The following is a 16101-nucleotide window of genomic DNA, read 5'->3' as shown; positions in this document are numbered from 1 at the left end:
GGCGTGGATGCGTACGGCGCGTGGTTCGGTGCGGCGGTCGTGAGTGATCAGGGCATTTCCCTGCCCCCGGCTCCCGCCCCGTTCAGTCATGTCGGCGGCGGACCGTAGCCTCACACCATGCAGACGACCCTGATGATCTACGACGGCACCGCACCGGCCGACTCCGATGTCCCACGTACCGGGGGCGTGCCGCTGGCTCCTGCAGGATTCGAGTGGCCCATGTGCGATTCCTGCTGCGGCGGGCCGCTGCAGTTCTTCGCCCATCTCCCGGTCGAGGACGGCGTCCTGTCGGTGTTCGTGTGCCAGAACGAACCCGGCGCATGTGAATTCTGGGACGCGACTGCCGGCGCGAACCGGGTGTGCCTGTTTTTCCGGGAGGGACTGCGGCCGGTAGCCGTGCCCGAGACGGGAGTAACGCTGCTGCCCGCTACCTCGGCCATCCGAACCCACGTCGTGACGCTCGACCCCGAAGTGAACGACGACCACGCCGAAGTCGCGCCTGACGCGTACGACCTTGCTCGTTCGGGATGGAAGCGGGGACCCGAAGAGACATTCGGGAAGCAGCGCGAGGTGCTCGGGTCACTCGGCGGCAGCCCCTCCTACCTTGAGGACGACCGACTGCCCACATGCCCCTCCTGCACCGGCGCGATGGAGTTCGCGGCACATCTGGAGGAAGGGATCTCCGCGCGGACCGCGATGAACCTCGGCGGGCAGCTCGGATACGTCTTCATCTGCCGCGCTTGCCGCGAAGGAGCCTTCCTCACGGACTGAGCCCGCCGCACCGCAACCGATGCTGCATGAGCAACGGCTCCGGCCCCGAGGCATGGGCCAGAGCGCCGGGCCGTACTGAAGTCCCTACGGAGCTGCCGGGCGGTGGACCGCTTGTTGGTGGCTGGTGACCTCAGTGGCTGTTGGCTCCACCGAGGCAGGCACGGGCTGTCACAGGCGGGTGAGAGTCTGGAGCAGTGCTGATAGAAGGATTCGAGAACGCCCCTGTTACCGCCGGGGAGGAACTGCTGGCGCTGCCGGGGTTCTGGGCGGCCTACCTGATGTGGCTGAGTCAGACGGAGGAGTACGACCCGATTCCGGAATGGTTCGGTGTCGACGGGGCTGACGCCGACGCGGCCTGCGACGTGCTCGGCGACGAGGATCACTGGCCCGTCTTTCGGATCCCGTTTGCCGATGGCCACACCGCGCTGGTCCTGGGACGCAACTTTCCCGACGATCCGGAAACGGAGTACTTCATCACCCACCCCGAGTGGGGACGGCACGGCCACTTGGCCACCGTCAGCGGCCACCAGGCCGGCCCGGGCTTGTCTTGGCGGGAGCTCCACCACATCGCCCGTACGCCGGACCTCAGTGCTCCGGGAGTCCACGCCGAATACGCACGCCTGCTCCTGCTGCTGCCCGCGCTCGGCGACGAGGAGCTGCCCGGCGACGCGGCAGCCGTGCTCAGCCGAGCGTTGGAGGAGGCGGGTGTCCCCGCGGAGCTGGCACCGGGTCTCGCGGAGGCGCTGCTGGCGGACCACCCTCTGTGGGAGCCGGCTGAATGGACACTTCCAGGCGCTTCCCCGCTCTCCGCAGGACAGGAACCGTTCCTCGGAATCCTGCAGTGCGACGGATACATGAGTCCGCGGTGCGGGACTCGCCCCGCGGCGGGCATCACCCGAGAGCAGAGCAACCGTCTGGCCCAGGCGCTCGGCACCTGGCCCGGCTGAACGGCCCGTCCAGCAGCCATGGGTCGGAACTGGATGCCGTCGGTCAGTTCCCGTCCCGTCAGGAGGGTCGGTCGGCGGCGAGCCCTGTTCGCGGGGGCCACCGAGCGCGCCTGCTGCCGGCTGCGGGCCCGGCCGGTGGCTGTATGCGCGGTCGATCCCGTACGAATTTGGGCACTGACGAGCCACCCGAGCTGGCGAGTTTGAGACATGAGGCATAGTGCGCAAACAGCACAGGGGCCCACCCGGCATGCCACTCCGCAGGTCACACGGAACCGGCCACTTCGAGGAACCTCTACCAGGTCTTCGCAGGTGGACGTGGCCACAACCCTTGGATCCGAACGCGTCGGTCAGCGAGTGAGGGGTTGTGCAAGCCAGGCGGGCGGACGTTCACGAGAGGGACCGCGAACGATTCTCGCCATGATTCACTGACTGGAATCACTGTTTTCAGTTCACAGTGCAGTCAATATGTTGAATGGTGTGCGACCCGAGATTGTCAGAGCCGGGTCCGGAAGATCGGTCGCATACGGAAGAGGGGGCAGGGTGCTTCACATAGCTGGTGGGAGTTCCCTGGACACCGCTACCGCCTTCCACGCTTCTGCTGCCAAATCCAGGTATCCGGCACCTTCGGATTCCTCGGCCACACTCTGCGCCAGCCGAACCCCCTCTTGGTTCCGGCCCAGTCTCATGGTGGCCTCGGCACGCAGGAGCCTTGTCCGCAATCTGTCGTGGAAGGTGAGAAGGCCCGTGTCCTCCGCGGCTGCCGCTTGCGTGAGGGCATCGGCGGGTCGGCCTTCCATGAGGTGCACGCGGGCTGCCACTGCCGTGAGTTCGGCATGATGGATGGGGTCTCCCACATAGCGGAGCGCATCGGCCGCCTCCTGGAGCCAGGTCTGGATCTCCAGGGAGGAGGGCTCGGGGCAGCGCAGTTCGAGGGATACCGCGGCCAGTCTCAAGCGCGCCCAACCGAGCAGGTCGCGTCGGCTGTCCATGGCGGACAGGGCGTGCGCGATCAGCTCCCTGCCTTCCTGGAAGAGTCCCTGCCGGATTCTCACACCGGAGCACGTCCAGTACGCCTGGACCGTGAGCTCCGAGGAGGCGTCCGCGACCATGTCCAAGACGTCGGGAATTCGTGTAGCGGCCTGCGCCAGCAGGCCGGCCTCGGTTTCCGCGGCAATGAGTGCCAGGCGGACGCTCACGCCGAGGGTGTGAGTGCCGGAGGGGAACCCCTCGACCAGGGAAAGCGCTTCCTGGGCGGCAGTACGGGCTTCGGCGATGCCGCCTAGCTTTCGTTCCGCTCTGGAAAGCTCGACGAGAAGCCTGGCGAGTAGGCAGGGGGATTCCCATTTCCTGGTGAGAACCACCAACTGGCGTAGATCCTCGCGCTGGCCGACGGGGTCCTTCATTTCGGAGCGGGCAAGAGAGCGGGCCCACAGGGCCTGCCAGGCCCAGTCCTCCGGAAGCCGCGCCGGCAGTTCGGCGTGCGACTCCAGCAGGTCGATGACCCTGGAGAGGTCCTTGTCCGCCAGAGCCGTGGAGACCTCGGCCATGGTCGCGCCCCAGCAGTCCTGGGAACCTTCGCTCGATACCAGTCGGGCGACGTCGAGTCCGAGTTTTCCGGCCAGATGGCGCAGGGTCTCCTCGGACGGCAGACGACTACCGCTTTCGATGCGCGAGACATAGCTGGTGGAGACCGGCCCCCCGGCCAGGTCCCCCTGCGTCAGTCCGCTTTCAAGACGAAGTCTTCTCAGCCGCCGCCCGAAGGCAGGCTGCTCGATCTCCATGCAACGTCCTCTGATCCGGTAGGAGAGTCACATGCCCCGCAGCCTTCGACAGTCCACACGTGCGCAACTCACTGCTAACGCGATGATCAGCGACAGCGGCGCTGCTGTCGGCATCGAAGGGATGTCCCGGATGCCTGCCGAGATCGAGTGGCCGTAGCGGAATGCGTGTGCTCGATGACTCCTGATCTCACTCCGATGGTCGCCTTGTGGGCCGAAGCGGGGCAGTCGACGTGCCAGTGGACATCTTTCGACGGGGTTGACTCTCCGAATACGTCAAGAGCAGACATATTACGAGGAAAGTTCATGCCTCGTCCATGACTCGTACGGACTGGCCCGCGGACTCCTCGCAGCGAGTGCAGCGAAATACTGCTCTTTTTCGCATAGCGGACCAACGGGGGTGATCGTGGAGGTCTTTCAACAGTAGGGAGCCTGGTTCGTCAAGGTCGTGGCCACGCGCAGGAAGATGCCCAGGAGGCGGTAGAGGTCCGGCATCCGCGCCGTGACCTCGACGGTCCTGCTGTCGGTCCGCGTCACGCCGGGGATGCCCAGCAGGTGGGTCGCCACCGCCGCGGACTGCCAGCGGACGGCGAGTGCCTTCGGCTTCTGCGCGAGGTCCGGTTCACGCGGGGAGGCGAGCAGGCCGGCGACGGCGCTGTGCGCGGCGGCCTGGATGGCGGCACGCGACTCGGCCGGGGGCCGCAGCTCGGCGGCGAAGCGGTCCCGGGCCGTCTTGACGGCGACGGTCGTCACGCCGCTGTCCCACTCCGTCATCTCCGCGCATGCGGCGTCGTCGCCCGTCAGCAGACCGACGGGAACGCCGATGGCCGCCGCCGCGGCATGAAGGAGACCGATCTCGCCCACCGGGCGGCCGTCCAGCCACATGTCCTCGATCTCGTGACCCATGAAACTGTGGCTCATGACTCCCGGCGCCCCGGCCCGCGCGTGGAAGCCGACACAGAGCACGATGCCGAAGTCGGCCTCCAGGCCTTCCAGCATGCTCATCGGTTTCGGGCGTCCCTTGATCAGACGGGCCCGCGGGTGCAGTTCCCCCGGGAACAGGTTCCGCATCGGACCGTGCGCGTCGTTCACCAGGACGTCCGTCGCACCTCCGGAGAGAGCCCCGGAAATCGCGGCATTGACGTCTTCGGTCATCATCAGACGACCGAGCTCGTAATCCCTGCCCGACGGCTGTACGTCCTCCGCGTCCACGAGTCCGGTAATGCCCTCCATGTCCGCGCTGATGTATACCCTCATGGCGGTTCCTTTGCGTTGCTTCCGAGCGGACAAGGGAGTGGCCGAAAATCGTCGACTTGTTCCGGGGGGTGAGGTGATCGGTCCCGCCGGGGGCAGACGCCGAACGCCATGCTATCGTCCAGAACCACTCCGTCCGACATGCGAATTCCACGCGCGTGACCGGCACATGGAAGGAATATGAGAAACATTTCAGTCCGGCATGATGTGCCGTATTACGCGCAATGGGAATCCGCAGATCTCGTCCCCGACCTGCTTTCCGGCCGAACGAAGGCCGAAGACGATCCGTTGTGGCGCAGTTCGGGGGCGGACACCGCCGAGGAATACGCCTTCTGGTCCTGGCGCATCTGCGGTATGGCCTGTCTGCGCATGGCCCTGGACTACTGGGACCTGAATCCGCCGAATCTCCTGACGCTGGCTCGGGAGTCCCTGGATGCCGGCGCGTACGTACGCCGCGAGGACGGCGTGGACGGCCTGATCTACGCACCGTTCGCCGAGTACGCAGCGCAACGGTGGGGCATCGAAGCCGAAGTTCACGGGACGCTGGCGATGGAGGAGATCCCCGGCCACCTGGAGGACGGCAAGCTGGTCATGCTCTCCGTCCACCCGTCGATCCGCGAGCCGGACGGTACGCCCCCCGGCCGCGGTGGGCACCTGGTCCTCGCCGTCGGCTGCTCGCCCGGCCACCTACAGATCCACAACCCGTCCGGCCTGCCCGGCGTGTCGCAGCGTTTCGCCGAGGTGCCTTGGGAGGCGCTGCCTCGGTTCTTCGCGCGACGGGGCGTCACCTTGGGGATCAGCGGTCGGTAGGGGCCGGGCCCGGCTCAACCGAGGATGCAGTCGCTCCAGGTCTGATCGTCGATGTTGCCGCCGGAGACCACACAGAGGGCCACCTTGCGGGGGTCGGGATTCCGCAGTGCGGCCGCGAACGCCGCCGCCCCCGCTCCCTCGGCCCGGATGCCGGCCTCCGCCCACAGGATGCGCATCGCCCGATGCAGTTCCCCGTCGTCGACGGTGCGCACTTCCAGACCGTACTCCCGGCAGGCCTCGAAGGACCGGGCGCCGATCCGCCGGACCAGCAGGCCTTCCGGTAGACCCTGAGCGGAGTCCAGCGCGATCCGGTGGCCGGCCCGCAGGGACATCTGCATCGCCGGTGCGCCCTCGTACTCGACGCCTACGATCCGGGTGGGAGCGTCACCCCATTCGGCGATGCCCGCCGCCACCAGGCCGCCCCCGCCCACGGGTACGAACGCGACGTCGGGCAGGTCGGCCTCCTCCCGCACCTCGCGGTAGAGGCTTCGATGGCCCTCGATGATGTCGGGGTCATCGAAACTGTGCACGAAGACGGCGGCGCCTTCGTCCGCGTACCCGCGTGCGAGAACCTCGCAGTCGTCGTAGCCGCCCTCCACGAGGACGATCTCGGCGCCGGCTCCGGTGATTCTCTGCCGCTTGGCCAGCGGCGTCGTTCGCGGGACGAACACCCGAAGGGAGAGGCCGCGGGCCGAGGCCGCTTCCGCGAGCCCGGACGCGTGGTTCCCGGTGGAGGCCGTGACAATGGCGCTTCCGGCCGGCAACCCTGCCACTTTGTGGGCGTTGCCCCGGTACTTGAAAGCCCCCGATATCTGGCGGGTCTCGTCTTTGACGAGGATCCCCCGCCAGCCGTGCGGCTGGAGCCGGACGACGCGGGTACGAATCGGCTGGAGTCGTTCCTTGAGCTGTACAGACATGACCTTCCCATCAGTGTCGTGACCGAATACGTGCGTTCTTCCGATCGCCCGGTCAGTGACTGATGGCGTATTCCTTGACCTTGTCGCGTGCGGGACGAGAGTCATAGTCCCCGGACGCCGCGACGACGAGGTCGGTGATAGTTCGGCCGCTTGCCGCAAGCGCCATCGGGAAGATGCTGCCGGACATCAGACCGGGCAGGGTGTTGATTTCGAGGAAGTACGTGACGCCGTCCCTGACCAGGAAGTCACAGCGCGCGAACGTCGCCACCTCGGTGGCCTCGAAGACCCCGTGCGCGTACGCGCGGATGGCCTTGGTCGTGGGGTCCTCGGCGCACAGTTCGATACGCGCACGCCCCTTGACGTGCTTCTCCTCGTGACCGAAGAAGCCCTGCGACACCACCTCCGCCACCGGAAGGTCGATGAGGCGTCCGTTCTCCCGGTACACGCTGCACGAGTACTCGCGGCCGCTCACGAACTCCTGCACCAGAACCTGGTTGTCGTACGGCGCGGCTGCCTCGACTGCTCGCACCAGCTCCTGCTCGTCCGCATCGTGGAGGAGCGTGGTGAGCAGTGAAGCGCCCATGCGATTGGGCTTGACCACGAGGGGACCAGGCCCGATCTCCCGCAGGATGCGCTGTGCGTCGAACGAGTCCGCGCGGACCAGCGCGGAGCGCGGAGCGCGCAATCCGGGCAGCAGAGCTGTGGCCAGGCAGGACTGAAGGTACTTGTCCATGCCCAGGGCCGAGGCGAGTACGGGCCCGAAGTTCCCCCGTATCCCCGCGACTTCGGCCAGCCCCTGCCAGCCGCCGTCCTCGCCCTCGTTCCCGTGCAGCAGGGAGAAGACGAACGAACCACCCGACCTGAGCCGTTCTATGGCCGCGCCCAGAGGTATGGCCTCCCCTGCGAGGAGCTCCTTCTCGCCCTCGGGCCAAGGTCCGCGGTCGAAGAAGTGAACCGTGCCCATGCGGTCGACATAGCAGACGGAGTCGACCACTACGCGGTTCGGCTCTTTGAGTAATTCGTGCAGGACATGGTGGTAGCCGTGGAGGGATGCATCATGTTCGGTGCTCCGACCGCCAACAAGGAGGGTGATGTTCAAAGACACGAAACGCCTCGTAATCGATGGGTGGAGTGAAGCCCTTCAAGAGCTGCGACCCTCAAGCTAGGTAGCCTCGACAGTCGAGTCAATGCTGATGTCATTCATTTGACTGACAGTTGACAACCTCGGCCGAGAATCTACCCCTCCCCCACGATCAACAAGCCCTTTTCCGGGCGACTGACCTCACCTCTTGACCTAGATCATGCCGATTCCTCCTCTTTGCCCGGCGGCAGGAAGTCACAGACATGACTTCGATGTTGACTCGCTGTGCGGACGCTCGTAAGTTGCTCGCCGGTAGCCTCAACACCCTTCTGCCTTTGAGGAGTTACAAGTGGCTCATGAGAAGAACCTGCCCAGGCTCGTGTTCCTTGACGGCCCGGGCCCGCCTCCCCCGGCCTGGTACCTGCCGAAACTCACCGCGAACTTCGAGGTACACGTCCTTTGGGCCCCGACGGGCGACGCCGAGAAAGACGCGTTACACGCCCGGACACTGAGTGGTTTCTGCGCCCACTCGCCCCTGCTGGGCGGCGATGATTCCTTGCGTGCCGTGCTGGAGTTCTGCCGGAAGTGGCGCCCTGAGGGAATTCTCGGGTTCAGCGAGCTGGTCGTGACGGAGACCCATGCGGCGGCCCTCGAACTCGGGCTGCCGGCGAACTCGCCGGAATCCCTGCCCGCGCTGAGGAGCAAGGAGGCGCAGCGCACCGCGCTGGCGAAGGGTGGCGTCCCGATACCGGGGTTCGCCTCCGTGCTCTCGCTGTCCGATCTGGTGAGTGCGGTGGCCGAGGTGGGCCTGCCCGCGGTCCTCAAGCCGTCGGCCGGCGTGGGCAGCATGGCCACCTACCGCGTCACGGAAGACGTCGACCTGGCCGAATTGTGGGACATGGCGACCGCCCGCTACACGGCGGATCCGCGCGGGGACGGCTCGGTGCACTTCGTGTTGGAGGAGATGCTGATCGGCGAGCGATGGCACGACGACCCCCGCTACGCGCCGTACGTCAGCGTCGAGTCACTGGTACAGAACGGCTCGGTGACCCACTGCGCCGTGACCGACAAGTTCCCGCTGTCGGAACCGTTCCGCGAGAACGGCAACGTCTTTCCCTCCAGCCTCCCCGGCCATCGGATCGACTTGATCCTCGAGTGCGCCACACAGGCCATCCACGCCGTGGGGATCAGGAACTCGATGGTGCACACCGAGGTCATGCTCACGGCCGCCGGACCGCGGATCATCGAGGTCAACAGCCGGTTGGGGGGAGCCGCCATCGAGATGCTCCAGCTCAGCTTCGACTACGACGTCGTGACCGCGATGGCCAATATCGCCACCGGTCGCCCCATCGCGCCGATGGGCCCCCGCCTGCGCAGCACCGGCCAGTACGTCCCGCAGTCCCCCGCCAGGGACGTCACGCTCGCACAGGTGCCCACCGTCGACCAGTTGATGGCCTTCGACGAGGTCGTCGAGGCCGAGCTGTTCTACGAGGTCGGAGATCGTCCGGACTGGGCGCGAGGAACGTCGGGCGGCAAACTGGCCCGCCTCATCGCGACCTCCGAGTCCCCGGACCCGCTCCTTGATCTGGCGGACTTCCTGGCCTCGGACAAGGCCTTTTCCTACGTTCCCGACTGATTCCGCTGGTGACGCGCGACTCGCCTGGTCAAGTACGTACTTGCCTGGTCAAGCACTTACTCGCCGTGTCACCAGCGAGGCGGTCTTCGGGAAGGCACAGAAAGGTACAGGCCGGAAGTCGTTGTCCGGCGGAAAGCGTGACACATGACGAATCCGCAAGACGAGCTCGCACCGGACAGCCGGGAATCCGCGACGCGATCCGGCCAGGGCAGCGGTGTGTGGCGGAAGTGGACCGGCGCCCTCACAGGCCAGTTCTGGGTGGTCTGGGGTGCCACCCTCACCAATCAGCTGGGATCCATGGTGATCCCCTATCTGAGCTACTACCTGACACAGGACCAGAACGTTTCCCTGACCGTCGTCGGTGTGGTGCTCGCCATGTCCGGCTTCGGCGGGATCATCTCTCAACTGTGCGGCGGGCTGCTGGTCGACCGCATCGGCTACCGGGCCACAATGACCCTGGGAATGAGCGGAACGGGAATCTTCCTGTTCCTCCTGGGCGCGGTGGACCAGGTGGCGCTGATCGCCCTGTTCGCCTTCCTGGTCGGCGTCGCGGCGGAGATGCACAGACCCGCTTCGGCCTCCATGATCGCCGCCCACTACGCCCCAGCCGACAGGCCCAAAGCCTTCGGCCTGCTCTACTGGGCCGTGAACCTCGGCTACGCGATCTCCATGGTCTTCGGCGGCTCGCTCGTCCGCCACGGCTTCACTCTGCTGTTCTGGGTCAACTCCGCCGCCTGCCTGCTCGCCGGTCTCCTCGTGTGGTTCATGGGAAAGCCGGCGGCGAGCCCCAAACCACCGGCCGAGTCGGACACCCGGTCCGGTAGCTACCTCGACGTCGCGCGCGACCGGCTGATGCTCGCCTACCTCGGATCCTGGTTCGCCTATGGCATCGTCTTCTGCCAATGCCTGTCGACGCTCCCCCTGGCAATGAAGCTCGACGGCATCGCACCTTCGACCTTCGGATACGTGATGGCCACCAACGCCGTCGTCATCATCATCGTCCAACCCCTGGCCAGCCCCCTGCTCTCCCGACTGGACCACAGCCACGTACTCATCGGCGGCATCCTCGTCCTCGGTCTCGGCTACGGCGCCACAGCACTCGTCTCCACCCCCGTCGGCTACGCCGCCACCGTAGCCGTATGGACCCTGGGAGAAGTCGCCGTCAGCTCGGTCAACCAGGCCGTCATCGCTTCCCTAGCCCCCGCTCTCCTCCGCGGCCGCTACTTCGGCCTCTACGGCATGACCTGGTCCACAGCCGCACTCACCGCCCCCCTCCTGGGCACCTGGCTCCTGCAGTGGCAATCCACCGGACTCTGGTCGGTCTGCGTGCTCCTGTGCCTCGGCGCCGCAACCGGCCAATGGCTGCTCATCCCTAAGGTCCGAGCACGGTCCGCCATGATCCGCCTCTCGGAGGCGGCGGCCTGAGACGCGGTCCGGCGGGCGTTGGTCTAGCGGTTCGGCGGCGAGCCTTGTCGTGTGCGCGTCGTGCCGGCGCACATGGCCAGGGCCGGGTTGTGCGTGGTCACCGTGCTCGGTCTCCTGCCAAGTCCGCGAACGGGCCGCCGGCTACCGCCTGCTGGACACCGCCGCCGCTTACGCCAACGAGGAAGCCGTCGGCCGCGCCATCAAGTCCAGCGACATCCCACGCGAGGACCTGTTCGTCACCACCAAGCTGTGGGCCCAGAACGCCCCCGCCGAGGACGACACCCGCCGGGCGTTCGAGACGTCCCTGGCCAAGCTGGGCCTGGACTACCTCGACCTGTACCTGATCCACCAGCCCTTCGGCGATGTCTACGGACAGTGGCGCGCCATGGAGGCGCTCAACCGTGGGGGCGCGGCCAAGGCGATCGGCGTCGCCAACTTCTACCCCGACCGGCTGATCGACCTGATCGTCAACAACGAGGTCACCCCGGCCGTCAACCAGGTCGAGACGCACCCGTTCAGGTCGAGACGCACCCGTTCTTCCAGCGCGCCGACTATCAGGACCTCACGCGTGAGCACGGGGTGCAGATCCAGTCCTGGGGCGGCTTCGCCGAAGGCAAGTACAACCTGTTCACCAACCCGCTCCTCACCGAGATCGGCAAGGAACACGGCAGGTCCGTCGCCCAGGTCGTACTGCGCTGGCTGACCCAGCGCGGTGTCGTCGCCATCCCCAAGTCCGTGCGGGCCGAGCGCATGGCCGAGAACATCGGCGTCCTCGACTTCGAGCTCACCCACGAGCAGATGGCCCGGATCGCCACCCTCGACACCGGCAGCTCCCTGTTCTTCGACCACCACGACCCCAAGATGGTCACCTGGCTCGCTGCCACGCCACCTGGACGACTGAAGCGCCACCAGAGACCCCTCGCCAGGCGTGGGTGCCGCTCGATGCCACGCGGGCACCCGCCCGGCCCCCACCCCATGCACGTTCACCGGGAGCCGTCCACCGTGATCACGCCACGGCACCACGCCGCAGGACCCCGACACCCGCCCGGCCATCGAAGGTCGCCTGCCCTCCTTCGACGTGCGGACCTCGGCGGCACGCTCGCGGGTACTCACGGAAGGAATGTCACTGCCGGGAAGGCCGGGGACGGCCCGTCGAGCAGGTGCCCCCGATGGTGGCGCAGGTGCTCATCGAAGAACGCGAGCGGGTAAGCCTGTTGGATTTTCACCGCCTCGTCGGGGTCGAGGGTGCCGATCACGTCCTGGAGCTGCTGCCCGCTCCATCCGAACAGCTTCGCCACCTGGGGGAAGAGCGCCTCGTTGTCGCCGTAGGAGACGTGGGCGGCGCCCTGGGCCTGGATGTTCAGCCGCCAGCCCCGCAGGTGCGACCAGAACGCGGCGGCCGCAGGGGCCGCGTCCCGGGTGAACTCGGCGGAGATCATCATGAACGGCCGGTCCAAGTCCCCGGCCAGAGGTGGGTTCATCTGCATCGGGCCGTCGAGGCTCAGCCCGGCCCGGACTCGCTCGTCCGCGAGCATGGCGCATGCGGTCGCCGTCCCGCCTTTCGACCAACCGAACGCGCCCATGCGCCGCGGGTCGAGGGACCCGCGCAGCCCAACCGGCAGTTCCCGCCCGTCCGCGTCCGGATTGCATCCGGCGGCCAGCTGCTCGACGCAGTCGAGTACGAAGCGCAGATCCGCGGCGAAGTCCCCGGGCAGCGTCGGCGCATCCCTGTCGCGGAGCGGGACAGCGACCCGGCCATCGGGGAAGTCGGTGTACGTGTCGTATGGGTGAGCCACCGTCACCACCGCGTATCCGTGGCTGGCGAGCTCCTGAACCACGATGGTGTGGTCGCCCTGGTGGCTGTGCGCACCGTGCGAGAACACGACGACGGGCAGCCGTCGGCCCAACCGCCGAACGGGTGCACCCACGTGGCCCGAGGTGAGCGGCGCCAGGGGCACCAGGGAGCCGAACCCCACGTCAGCAAGGAACGCCTGCAGCGCCCCGGCCGGCATCCAGGGTGCCACCGGGTACCGCTCGACGTCCCGGGCCGGGTACCAGACGGTGGCCATCATCTCCCGGAAGTACCCGGGTCCCGCGATGCCGTCCGGACGCGACCGGTCGACGAGGCGCAGCGAGACCGTACCCACTGCGTACGGCCCGGTGGGCACAGGCAGCGCGAGCCGCCTCGGAGCGGGCGTCCCCGGGTCCTCAGCCCACGCGGGGGCGGCGCCGACGCCGAGCGGCACGGCGCTGCCGGCGGCCAGCGCGACTCCCAATACGCGGCGGCGCGTCATGCCCTTCCGGCTGCTGAACAGCGTGTTGTTCAAGGTCTCTCCCCCTGTGACGTCTCGTCAATCGTGCCGCGACGGCGAGTCCGTGGGCACAAAGCAACGCTGTCACGTGCCCCTCTGATACGGCATCAGCCCGCGGTTTGATCACACACCCAGGCATCAACCCACGGGCTTACAGCCCTGGGTAGATGCGGCTGAGCCTGACCGCGTACGCAGACTGACCGACCAGGAGGGGCAGAAGCTGCAGCAGACCGTACGCCGGGGCCGCATCAACTCGGTGTGCTACCGGCGCGCGATGACGCTGCTCGCCTCGGCCGGAGGGAACCGGGTGCCGGTGATCGCCCAGCTGGTCCAGGCCGACGAGGACGCCGTACGCGATGTGTCCACCGCTTCAACGAAATCGGCCTGACCTGCCTGGCCCCTCAGTGGGCGGGAGGCCGTCCCCGCCTACTCAGTCGTGACGGCAAAGACTTCGTCATGCGGTCGGCCGCCACCACCCGCCCCACCAAGCTCGGCCAGCGCTTGACCCACTGGTCGATCCGCAGACTCGCCGCCTACCTGCGGAAAGGGCACGGACATGTCATCCGCATCGGCCGGCAAGCCTTACGGTGCCTGCTCCGGCGCCGCGGCATCACCTTCCAGCGCACCAAGACCTGGAAGGAGTCCCCCGACCCTGATCGCGACGCCAAGCTCGACCGGATCGAACAGGTGCTGGAACGCCTCCCGGACCGGGTCTTCGCCTTCGACGAGTTCGGGCCCCTGGGGATCCGGCCCACGGCAGGCTCCTGCTGGGCGACACAAGGCGAGCCAAGCCGGCTACCGGCGACCTACCGCCGCACCCAAGGCGTCACCTACTTCCACGGCTGCTACTCCGTGGGCGACGACCGCCTGTGGGGCGTCAACCGCCGCCGCAAGGGCGCCGCCAACACCCTGGCCGCGCTCAAGTCGATCGGCGCCGCCCGACCCGACGGCGCCCCGATCTACATCATCCTGGACAACTTCTCCGCCCACACCGGTGCGGACATCCGCCGCTGGGCGAAGGAGAAGGATCGCTCAGGAGGCGGACGGCTCGATCTCCCCCGCGAAGACGATGACCTGGTCGATGAGGCTCCGCCGCAGATGGACGATGTCCGTTCCCGCCAGGCAGGGGCCTCCATCAGGCGTGGTGAAGACCCACTGGTACCGGGCCCATTCGTCAGGCATGTCCACCGCTGAGCAGCGCACCATCGTGCCGGTCCCCGCCGGGTGGCGCCGGATGTCCAGCACGAACCGCTCGACCGCCGCGATTCCTTCGCTGCGACCCAACGGTCCCCAGAAGACCACGTCTGAGGTCAGGGCCTGGGAGAGCAGGGCAGTCACATAGCTGTCGTCCGAGGCGTTGAACGCGGAGATGAACGTGTCGATCGCGGAGCGTGCGGTCTCTTCCTGCATGCCCCAGTAATACCAGCCGTTTCGCGTGCGCTCGTCCCCCGAGCCGCCTTCCGGTCACGGTGAACCATCCCGGTCACAGCACAAGTCGTCGGAGATGGTGACGGATACAGCGGTCGACGTGCCGACGAGCAGCATCACCGGTCCTCACCGAAGGAAGCGAGGGAGACACTCATGCGACGTATGCGCGCGGCATCTGACCGGCGGCCTCCGAGGCCAGGACCTTGCGGATGACGCGTTCGGCGATCGCAGCGACCATGGTGCGCGGCCGGCGGGGTGTCAGGTGCGCGGCCAAGGCGTTGCCGAGTCCGGGGGCGACGTAACCACGGTCACGGTCGAGCGCGCGGGGAGCGGCGCGGACGACGAGCCCTGGGGTGCTCATCGAGCCGGTGACGGCTGCGTTGCGAGTTCCGATGACCTCGAAGAGGGCGCTCTCCACCGGTCCGGGGCACACGGTGTGCACGCGGATGCCGCGTAGCCGGTACTCCTGGGGCAGTGCGAGGCCACGTTCAGGACGAAGGACTTGGCCGCGCCGTAGAAGTCGAAGTACGGGGAGGGCTGGAAAGCGGCGTTGGATGCGACCTTGACGACCAAGCCGTGGCCTCGCTCCAGCATGCCGGGGAGCAGCTCGTGGGTGAGGTCGACGAGCGCGACGACGTTCACCATCAGCTGCTCGTCTCGTGGTCACGGACCCCGGATACCTCCTCGAAGCGGCCGCACGTACCGACGCCCGCGTTGTTGACCAGGAGACCGACATGCAAGCCGCTGGCGGCGAGGTCGTCGGCAGTGCGTCCGGCCGCGTCCGGTCGAGCGAGGTCCTGCACCAGCACGTGGGCTTGGACCCCGTTGGGCGGAGCGCGTGCTCGCCGAGCGCCCGGCGCGTCCACGGAACAGATCGCCGCGGCCGCGAGGGTGTCCCGGACGACGATCCACCGGCGGTTCACGCATCGGCAGGCACTGGTCGAAGCACTGGCGACGTCCGCCGCCCGCCAGCTAGCCCAGGCCGTGGACGACGGCAGGCCCGACATCGCACCACCGCTGGTGGCAATGCAACGCCTCACAGCCAACGTCCTCCAGCTCAAGGACGCGTGGGCGTGGGACTGCCGGAGGACCCGGGAAGCGAGGTCGCCCCCCTCCAGCAGGACGTCGCCCGCCGCCGCATCGCCGTACTGAAGCGCGCCCAGGACGACAACCTCATCGACAAGTCCGCCGACCTCGGCTGGGTCCGCCGGATCTATTACGCACTCATCGGGGAATCGCTGCACAACGACACGAGCGACACGTCGCTGACAGCCTCGCCGCCCGCATCTCGACCCCCTCCTCCACAGCGCTGGCCCGCGCACCTGAGCAGCCGCGCCGCCCTGCCGGACGCGCCTTGGCACCTTCAGGGCCGTACACCAACGCCTTCTGTGACTACGGACAGTGCCAAAAGGACGTGCGCCGGCGGAAACGCATGCTTTGATCACACTGACGTACTGAGGTCAGGGGCCTGATCATCGGCCCCCGCCCGGAGGGAGAGAACATGAGCAAGGTACTTGTGACGGTCGAGATCGGTGCTGCGCTTGCCCTCTTCGGGCTGACGCTGGCAGACCCGTTTGATTCGGTGCCGGTCAACACGTTGTTCACCCTGATCGGTGCAGCGCTCGTCGCTGCCGCGGTGTCCCACATCAGGGCCCCCAGCCGAGGTTGAGCCCACGTCCTCACAACTCTGGGGGGAGGTTCTCCGGCGACAGGTCGCCGAAGGGTTCCTGCAACGCGCCCAC

At 67.4% G+C, this 16101-nt stretch carries 15 protein-coding genes and 2 pseudogenes; 9 read left to right on the top strand and 8 right to left on the bottom strand.

Annotation, left to right across the window (positions count from 1 at the left end; translation table 11 throughout):
* The first annotated feature begins 117 nt into the window (after nucleotides 1–117).
* Entirely contained in the window at nucleotides 118–771 is a 654-nt protein-coding gene (locus MRBLMG1_RS20670) for a hypothetical protein (RefSeq protein WP_367825568.1), read from the top strand.
* Nucleotides 772–965: 194 nt separating this feature from the next.
* Nucleotides 966–1718 (top strand): hypothetical protein, encoded by a 753-nt coding sequence (locus tag MRBLMG1_RS20665; protein ID WP_367825567.1) that lies wholly within the window; start codon nucleotides 966–968, stop codon nucleotides 1716–1718.
* Nucleotides 1719–2263: 545 nt separating this feature from the next.
* Here the strand turns inward: MRBLMG1_RS20665 and MRBLMG1_RS20660 are convergent.
* Nucleotides 2264–3499 (bottom strand): helix-turn-helix domain-containing protein, encoded by a 1236-nt coding sequence (locus MRBLMG1_RS20660; protein ID WP_367825566.1) that lies wholly within the window; start codon nucleotides 3497–3499, stop codon nucleotides 2264–2266.
* A gap of 414 nt (nucleotides 3500–3913) precedes the next feature.
* Nucleotides 3914–4753 (bottom strand): M55 family metallopeptidase, encoded by an 840-nt coding sequence (locus MRBLMG1_RS20655; protein ID WP_367825565.1) that lies wholly within the window; start codon nucleotides 4751–4753, stop codon nucleotides 3914–3916.
* A gap of 177 nt (nucleotides 4754–4930) precedes the next feature.
* On the opposite strand from MRBLMG1_RS20655, the gene MRBLMG1_RS20650 reads away from it, so the two are divergent.
* Nucleotides 4931–5560 carry a C39 family peptidase gene (locus MRBLMG1_RS20650; RefSeq protein ID WP_367825564.1) on the top strand — a complete coding sequence of 210 codons (630 nt, stop codon included), beginning with the start codon at nucleotides 4931–4933 and terminating at the stop codon, nucleotides 5558–5560.
* Nucleotides 5561–5574: 14 nt separating this feature from the next.
* Here MRBLMG1_RS20650 and MRBLMG1_RS20645 read toward each other — a convergent pair whose 3' ends face one another.
* Nucleotides 5575–6477 (bottom strand): threonine ammonia-lyase, encoded by a 903-nt coding sequence (locus MRBLMG1_RS20645; RefSeq protein ID WP_367825563.1) that lies wholly within the window; start codon nucleotides 6475–6477, stop codon nucleotides 5575–5577.
* 52 nt (nucleotides 6478–6529) lie between these two features.
* Entirely contained in the window at nucleotides 6530–7582 is a 1053-nt protein-coding gene (locus tag MRBLMG1_RS20640) for a D-alanine--D-alanine ligase family protein (protein WP_367825562.1), read from the bottom strand.
* Nucleotides 7583–8183: 601 nt separating this feature from the next.
* Here MRBLMG1_RS20640 and MRBLMG1_RS20635 point away from each other — a divergent pair.
* From MRBLMG1_RS20635 to MRBLMG1_RS20625, 3 genes and pseudogenes are all read left to right on the top strand, one after another.
* Nucleotides 8184–9194, top strand: a complete 1011-nt coding sequence (locus MRBLMG1_RS20635) for an ATP-grasp domain-containing protein (protein ID WP_367825561.1) — start codon at nucleotides 8184–8186, stop codon at nucleotides 9192–9194.
* Nucleotides 9195–9338: 144 nt separating this feature from the next.
* Entirely contained in the window at nucleotides 9339–10619 is a 1281-nt protein-coding gene (locus MRBLMG1_RS20630; RefSeq protein ID WP_367825560.1) for an MDR family MFS transporter, read from the top strand.
* Nucleotides 10620–10752: 133 nt separating this feature from the next.
* Nucleotides 10753–11498, top strand: a pseudogene (locus MRBLMG1_RS20625) (aldo/keto reductase); the annotation flags it as partial.
* A 230-nt stretch (nucleotides 11499–11728) separates the two neighbouring features.
* On the opposite strand, the gene MRBLMG1_RS20620 reads toward MRBLMG1_RS20625, so the two are convergent.
* Entirely contained in the window at nucleotides 11729–12946 is a 1218-nt protein-coding gene (locus MRBLMG1_RS20620) for an alpha/beta hydrolase family protein (RefSeq protein ID WP_367825559.1), read from the bottom strand.
* Between the two features lie 181 nt (nucleotides 12947–13127).
* Between MRBLMG1_RS20620 and MRBLMG1_RS20615 the strand changes: the two are divergent.
* Nucleotides 13128–13954 (top strand): annotated as a pseudogene (locus MRBLMG1_RS20615) (IS630 family transposase); the annotation flags it as partial.
* Nucleotides 13955–13963: 9 nt separating this feature from the next.
* Here MRBLMG1_RS20615 and MRBLMG1_RS20610 read toward each other — a convergent pair.
* The 3 genes from MRBLMG1_RS20610 to MRBLMG1_RS20600 all read right to left on the bottom strand — a co-directional run bounded on the left by MRBLMG1_RS20610 (nucleotide 13964) and on the right by MRBLMG1_RS20600 (nucleotide 14953).
* Nucleotides 13964–14341 carry a nuclear transport factor 2 family protein gene (locus MRBLMG1_RS20610; protein WP_367825558.1) on the bottom strand — a complete coding sequence of 126 codons (378 nt, stop codon included), beginning with the start codon at nucleotides 14339–14341 and terminating at the stop codon, nucleotides 13964–13966.
* A 169-nt stretch (nucleotides 14342–14510) separates the two neighbouring features.
* The gene (locus MRBLMG1_RS20605; protein WP_367825614.1) at nucleotides 14511–14801 is read right to left on the bottom strand and encodes a hypothetical protein; all 291 of its coding nucleotides are present in this window, start codon (nucleotides 14799–14801) and stop codon (nucleotides 14511–14513) included.
* Nucleotides 14717–14953: a hypothetical protein gene (locus MRBLMG1_RS20600; RefSeq protein ID WP_367825557.1), complete on the bottom strand. Its 237-nt coding sequence runs from the start codon at nucleotides 14951–14953 to the stop codon at nucleotides 14717–14719. Before MRBLMG1_RS20600 ends, MRBLMG1_RS20605 begins: the two co-directional genes overlap by 85 nt.
* Between MRBLMG1_RS20600 and MRBLMG1_RS20595 the strand changes: the two genes are divergently transcribed.
* On the top strand, nucleotides 14936–15511 hold the full coding sequence (locus tag MRBLMG1_RS20595; RefSeq protein WP_367825556.1) for a TetR/AcrR family transcriptional regulator: 576 nt from the start codon (nucleotides 14936–14938) through the stop codon (nucleotides 15509–15511). The two genes, MRBLMG1_RS20600 and MRBLMG1_RS20595, sit on opposite strands and share 18 nt — an antisense overlap.
* A 349-nt stretch (nucleotides 15512–15860) precedes the next feature.
* Nucleotides 15861–16028, top strand: coding sequence for a hypothetical protein (locus MRBLMG1_RS20590; RefSeq protein WP_367825555.1), 168 nt, complete (start codon nucleotides 15861–15863; stop codon nucleotides 16026–16028).
* The last annotated feature ends 73 nt before the right edge of the window (nucleotides 16029–16101 follow it).

The organism is Streptomyces sp. LMG1-1-1.1, from assembly GCF_040815545.1.
Classification (GTDB): domain Bacteria; phylum Actinomycetota; class Actinomycetes; order Streptomycetales; family Streptomycetaceae; genus Streptomyces.
Note: the sequence above shows the minus strand (reverse complement) of the source record. Positions and strands in the feature narration are given on the sequence as shown.

What these genes read in the sequence shown, in the direction of transcription:
- MRBLMG1_RS20670 (WP_367825568.1), top strand. Translation starts at nt 118, where the DNA reads ATGCAGACGACCCTGATGATCTACGACGGCACCGCACCGGCCGACTCC.
- MRBLMG1_RS20660 (WP_367825566.1), bottom strand. Translation starts at nt 3,499, where the DNA reads ATGGAGATCGAGCAGCCTGCCTTCGGGCGGCGGCTGAGAAGACTTCGT.
- MRBLMG1_RS20655 (WP_367825565.1), bottom strand. Translation starts at nt 4,753, where the DNA reads ATGAGGGTATACATCAGCGCGGACATGGAGGGCATTACCGGACTCGTG.
- MRBLMG1_RS20650 (WP_367825564.1), top strand. Translation starts at nt 4,931, where the DNA reads ATGAGAAACATTTCAGTCCGGCATGATGTGCCGTATTACGCGCAATGG.
- MRBLMG1_RS20645 (WP_367825563.1), bottom strand. Translation starts at nt 6,477, where the DNA reads ATGTCTGTACAGCTCAAGGAACGACTCCAGCCGATTCGTACCCGCGTC.
- MRBLMG1_RS20630 (WP_367825560.1), top strand. Translation starts at nt 9,339, where the DNA reads ATGACGAATCCGCAAGACGAGCTCGCACCGGACAGCCGGGAATCCGCG.
- MRBLMG1_RS20610 (WP_367825558.1), bottom strand. Translation starts at nt 14,341, where the DNA reads ATGCAGGAAGAGACCGCACGCTCCGCGATCGACACGTTCATCTCCGCG.
- MRBLMG1_RS20600 (WP_367825557.1), bottom strand. Translation starts at nt 14,953, where the DNA reads ATGCTGGAGCGAGGCCACGGCTTGGTCGTCAAGGTCGCATCCAACGCC.
- MRBLMG1_RS20590 (WP_367825555.1), top strand. Translation starts at nt 15,861, where the DNA reads ATGAGCAAGGTACTTGTGACGGTCGAGATCGGTGCTGCGCTTGCCCTC.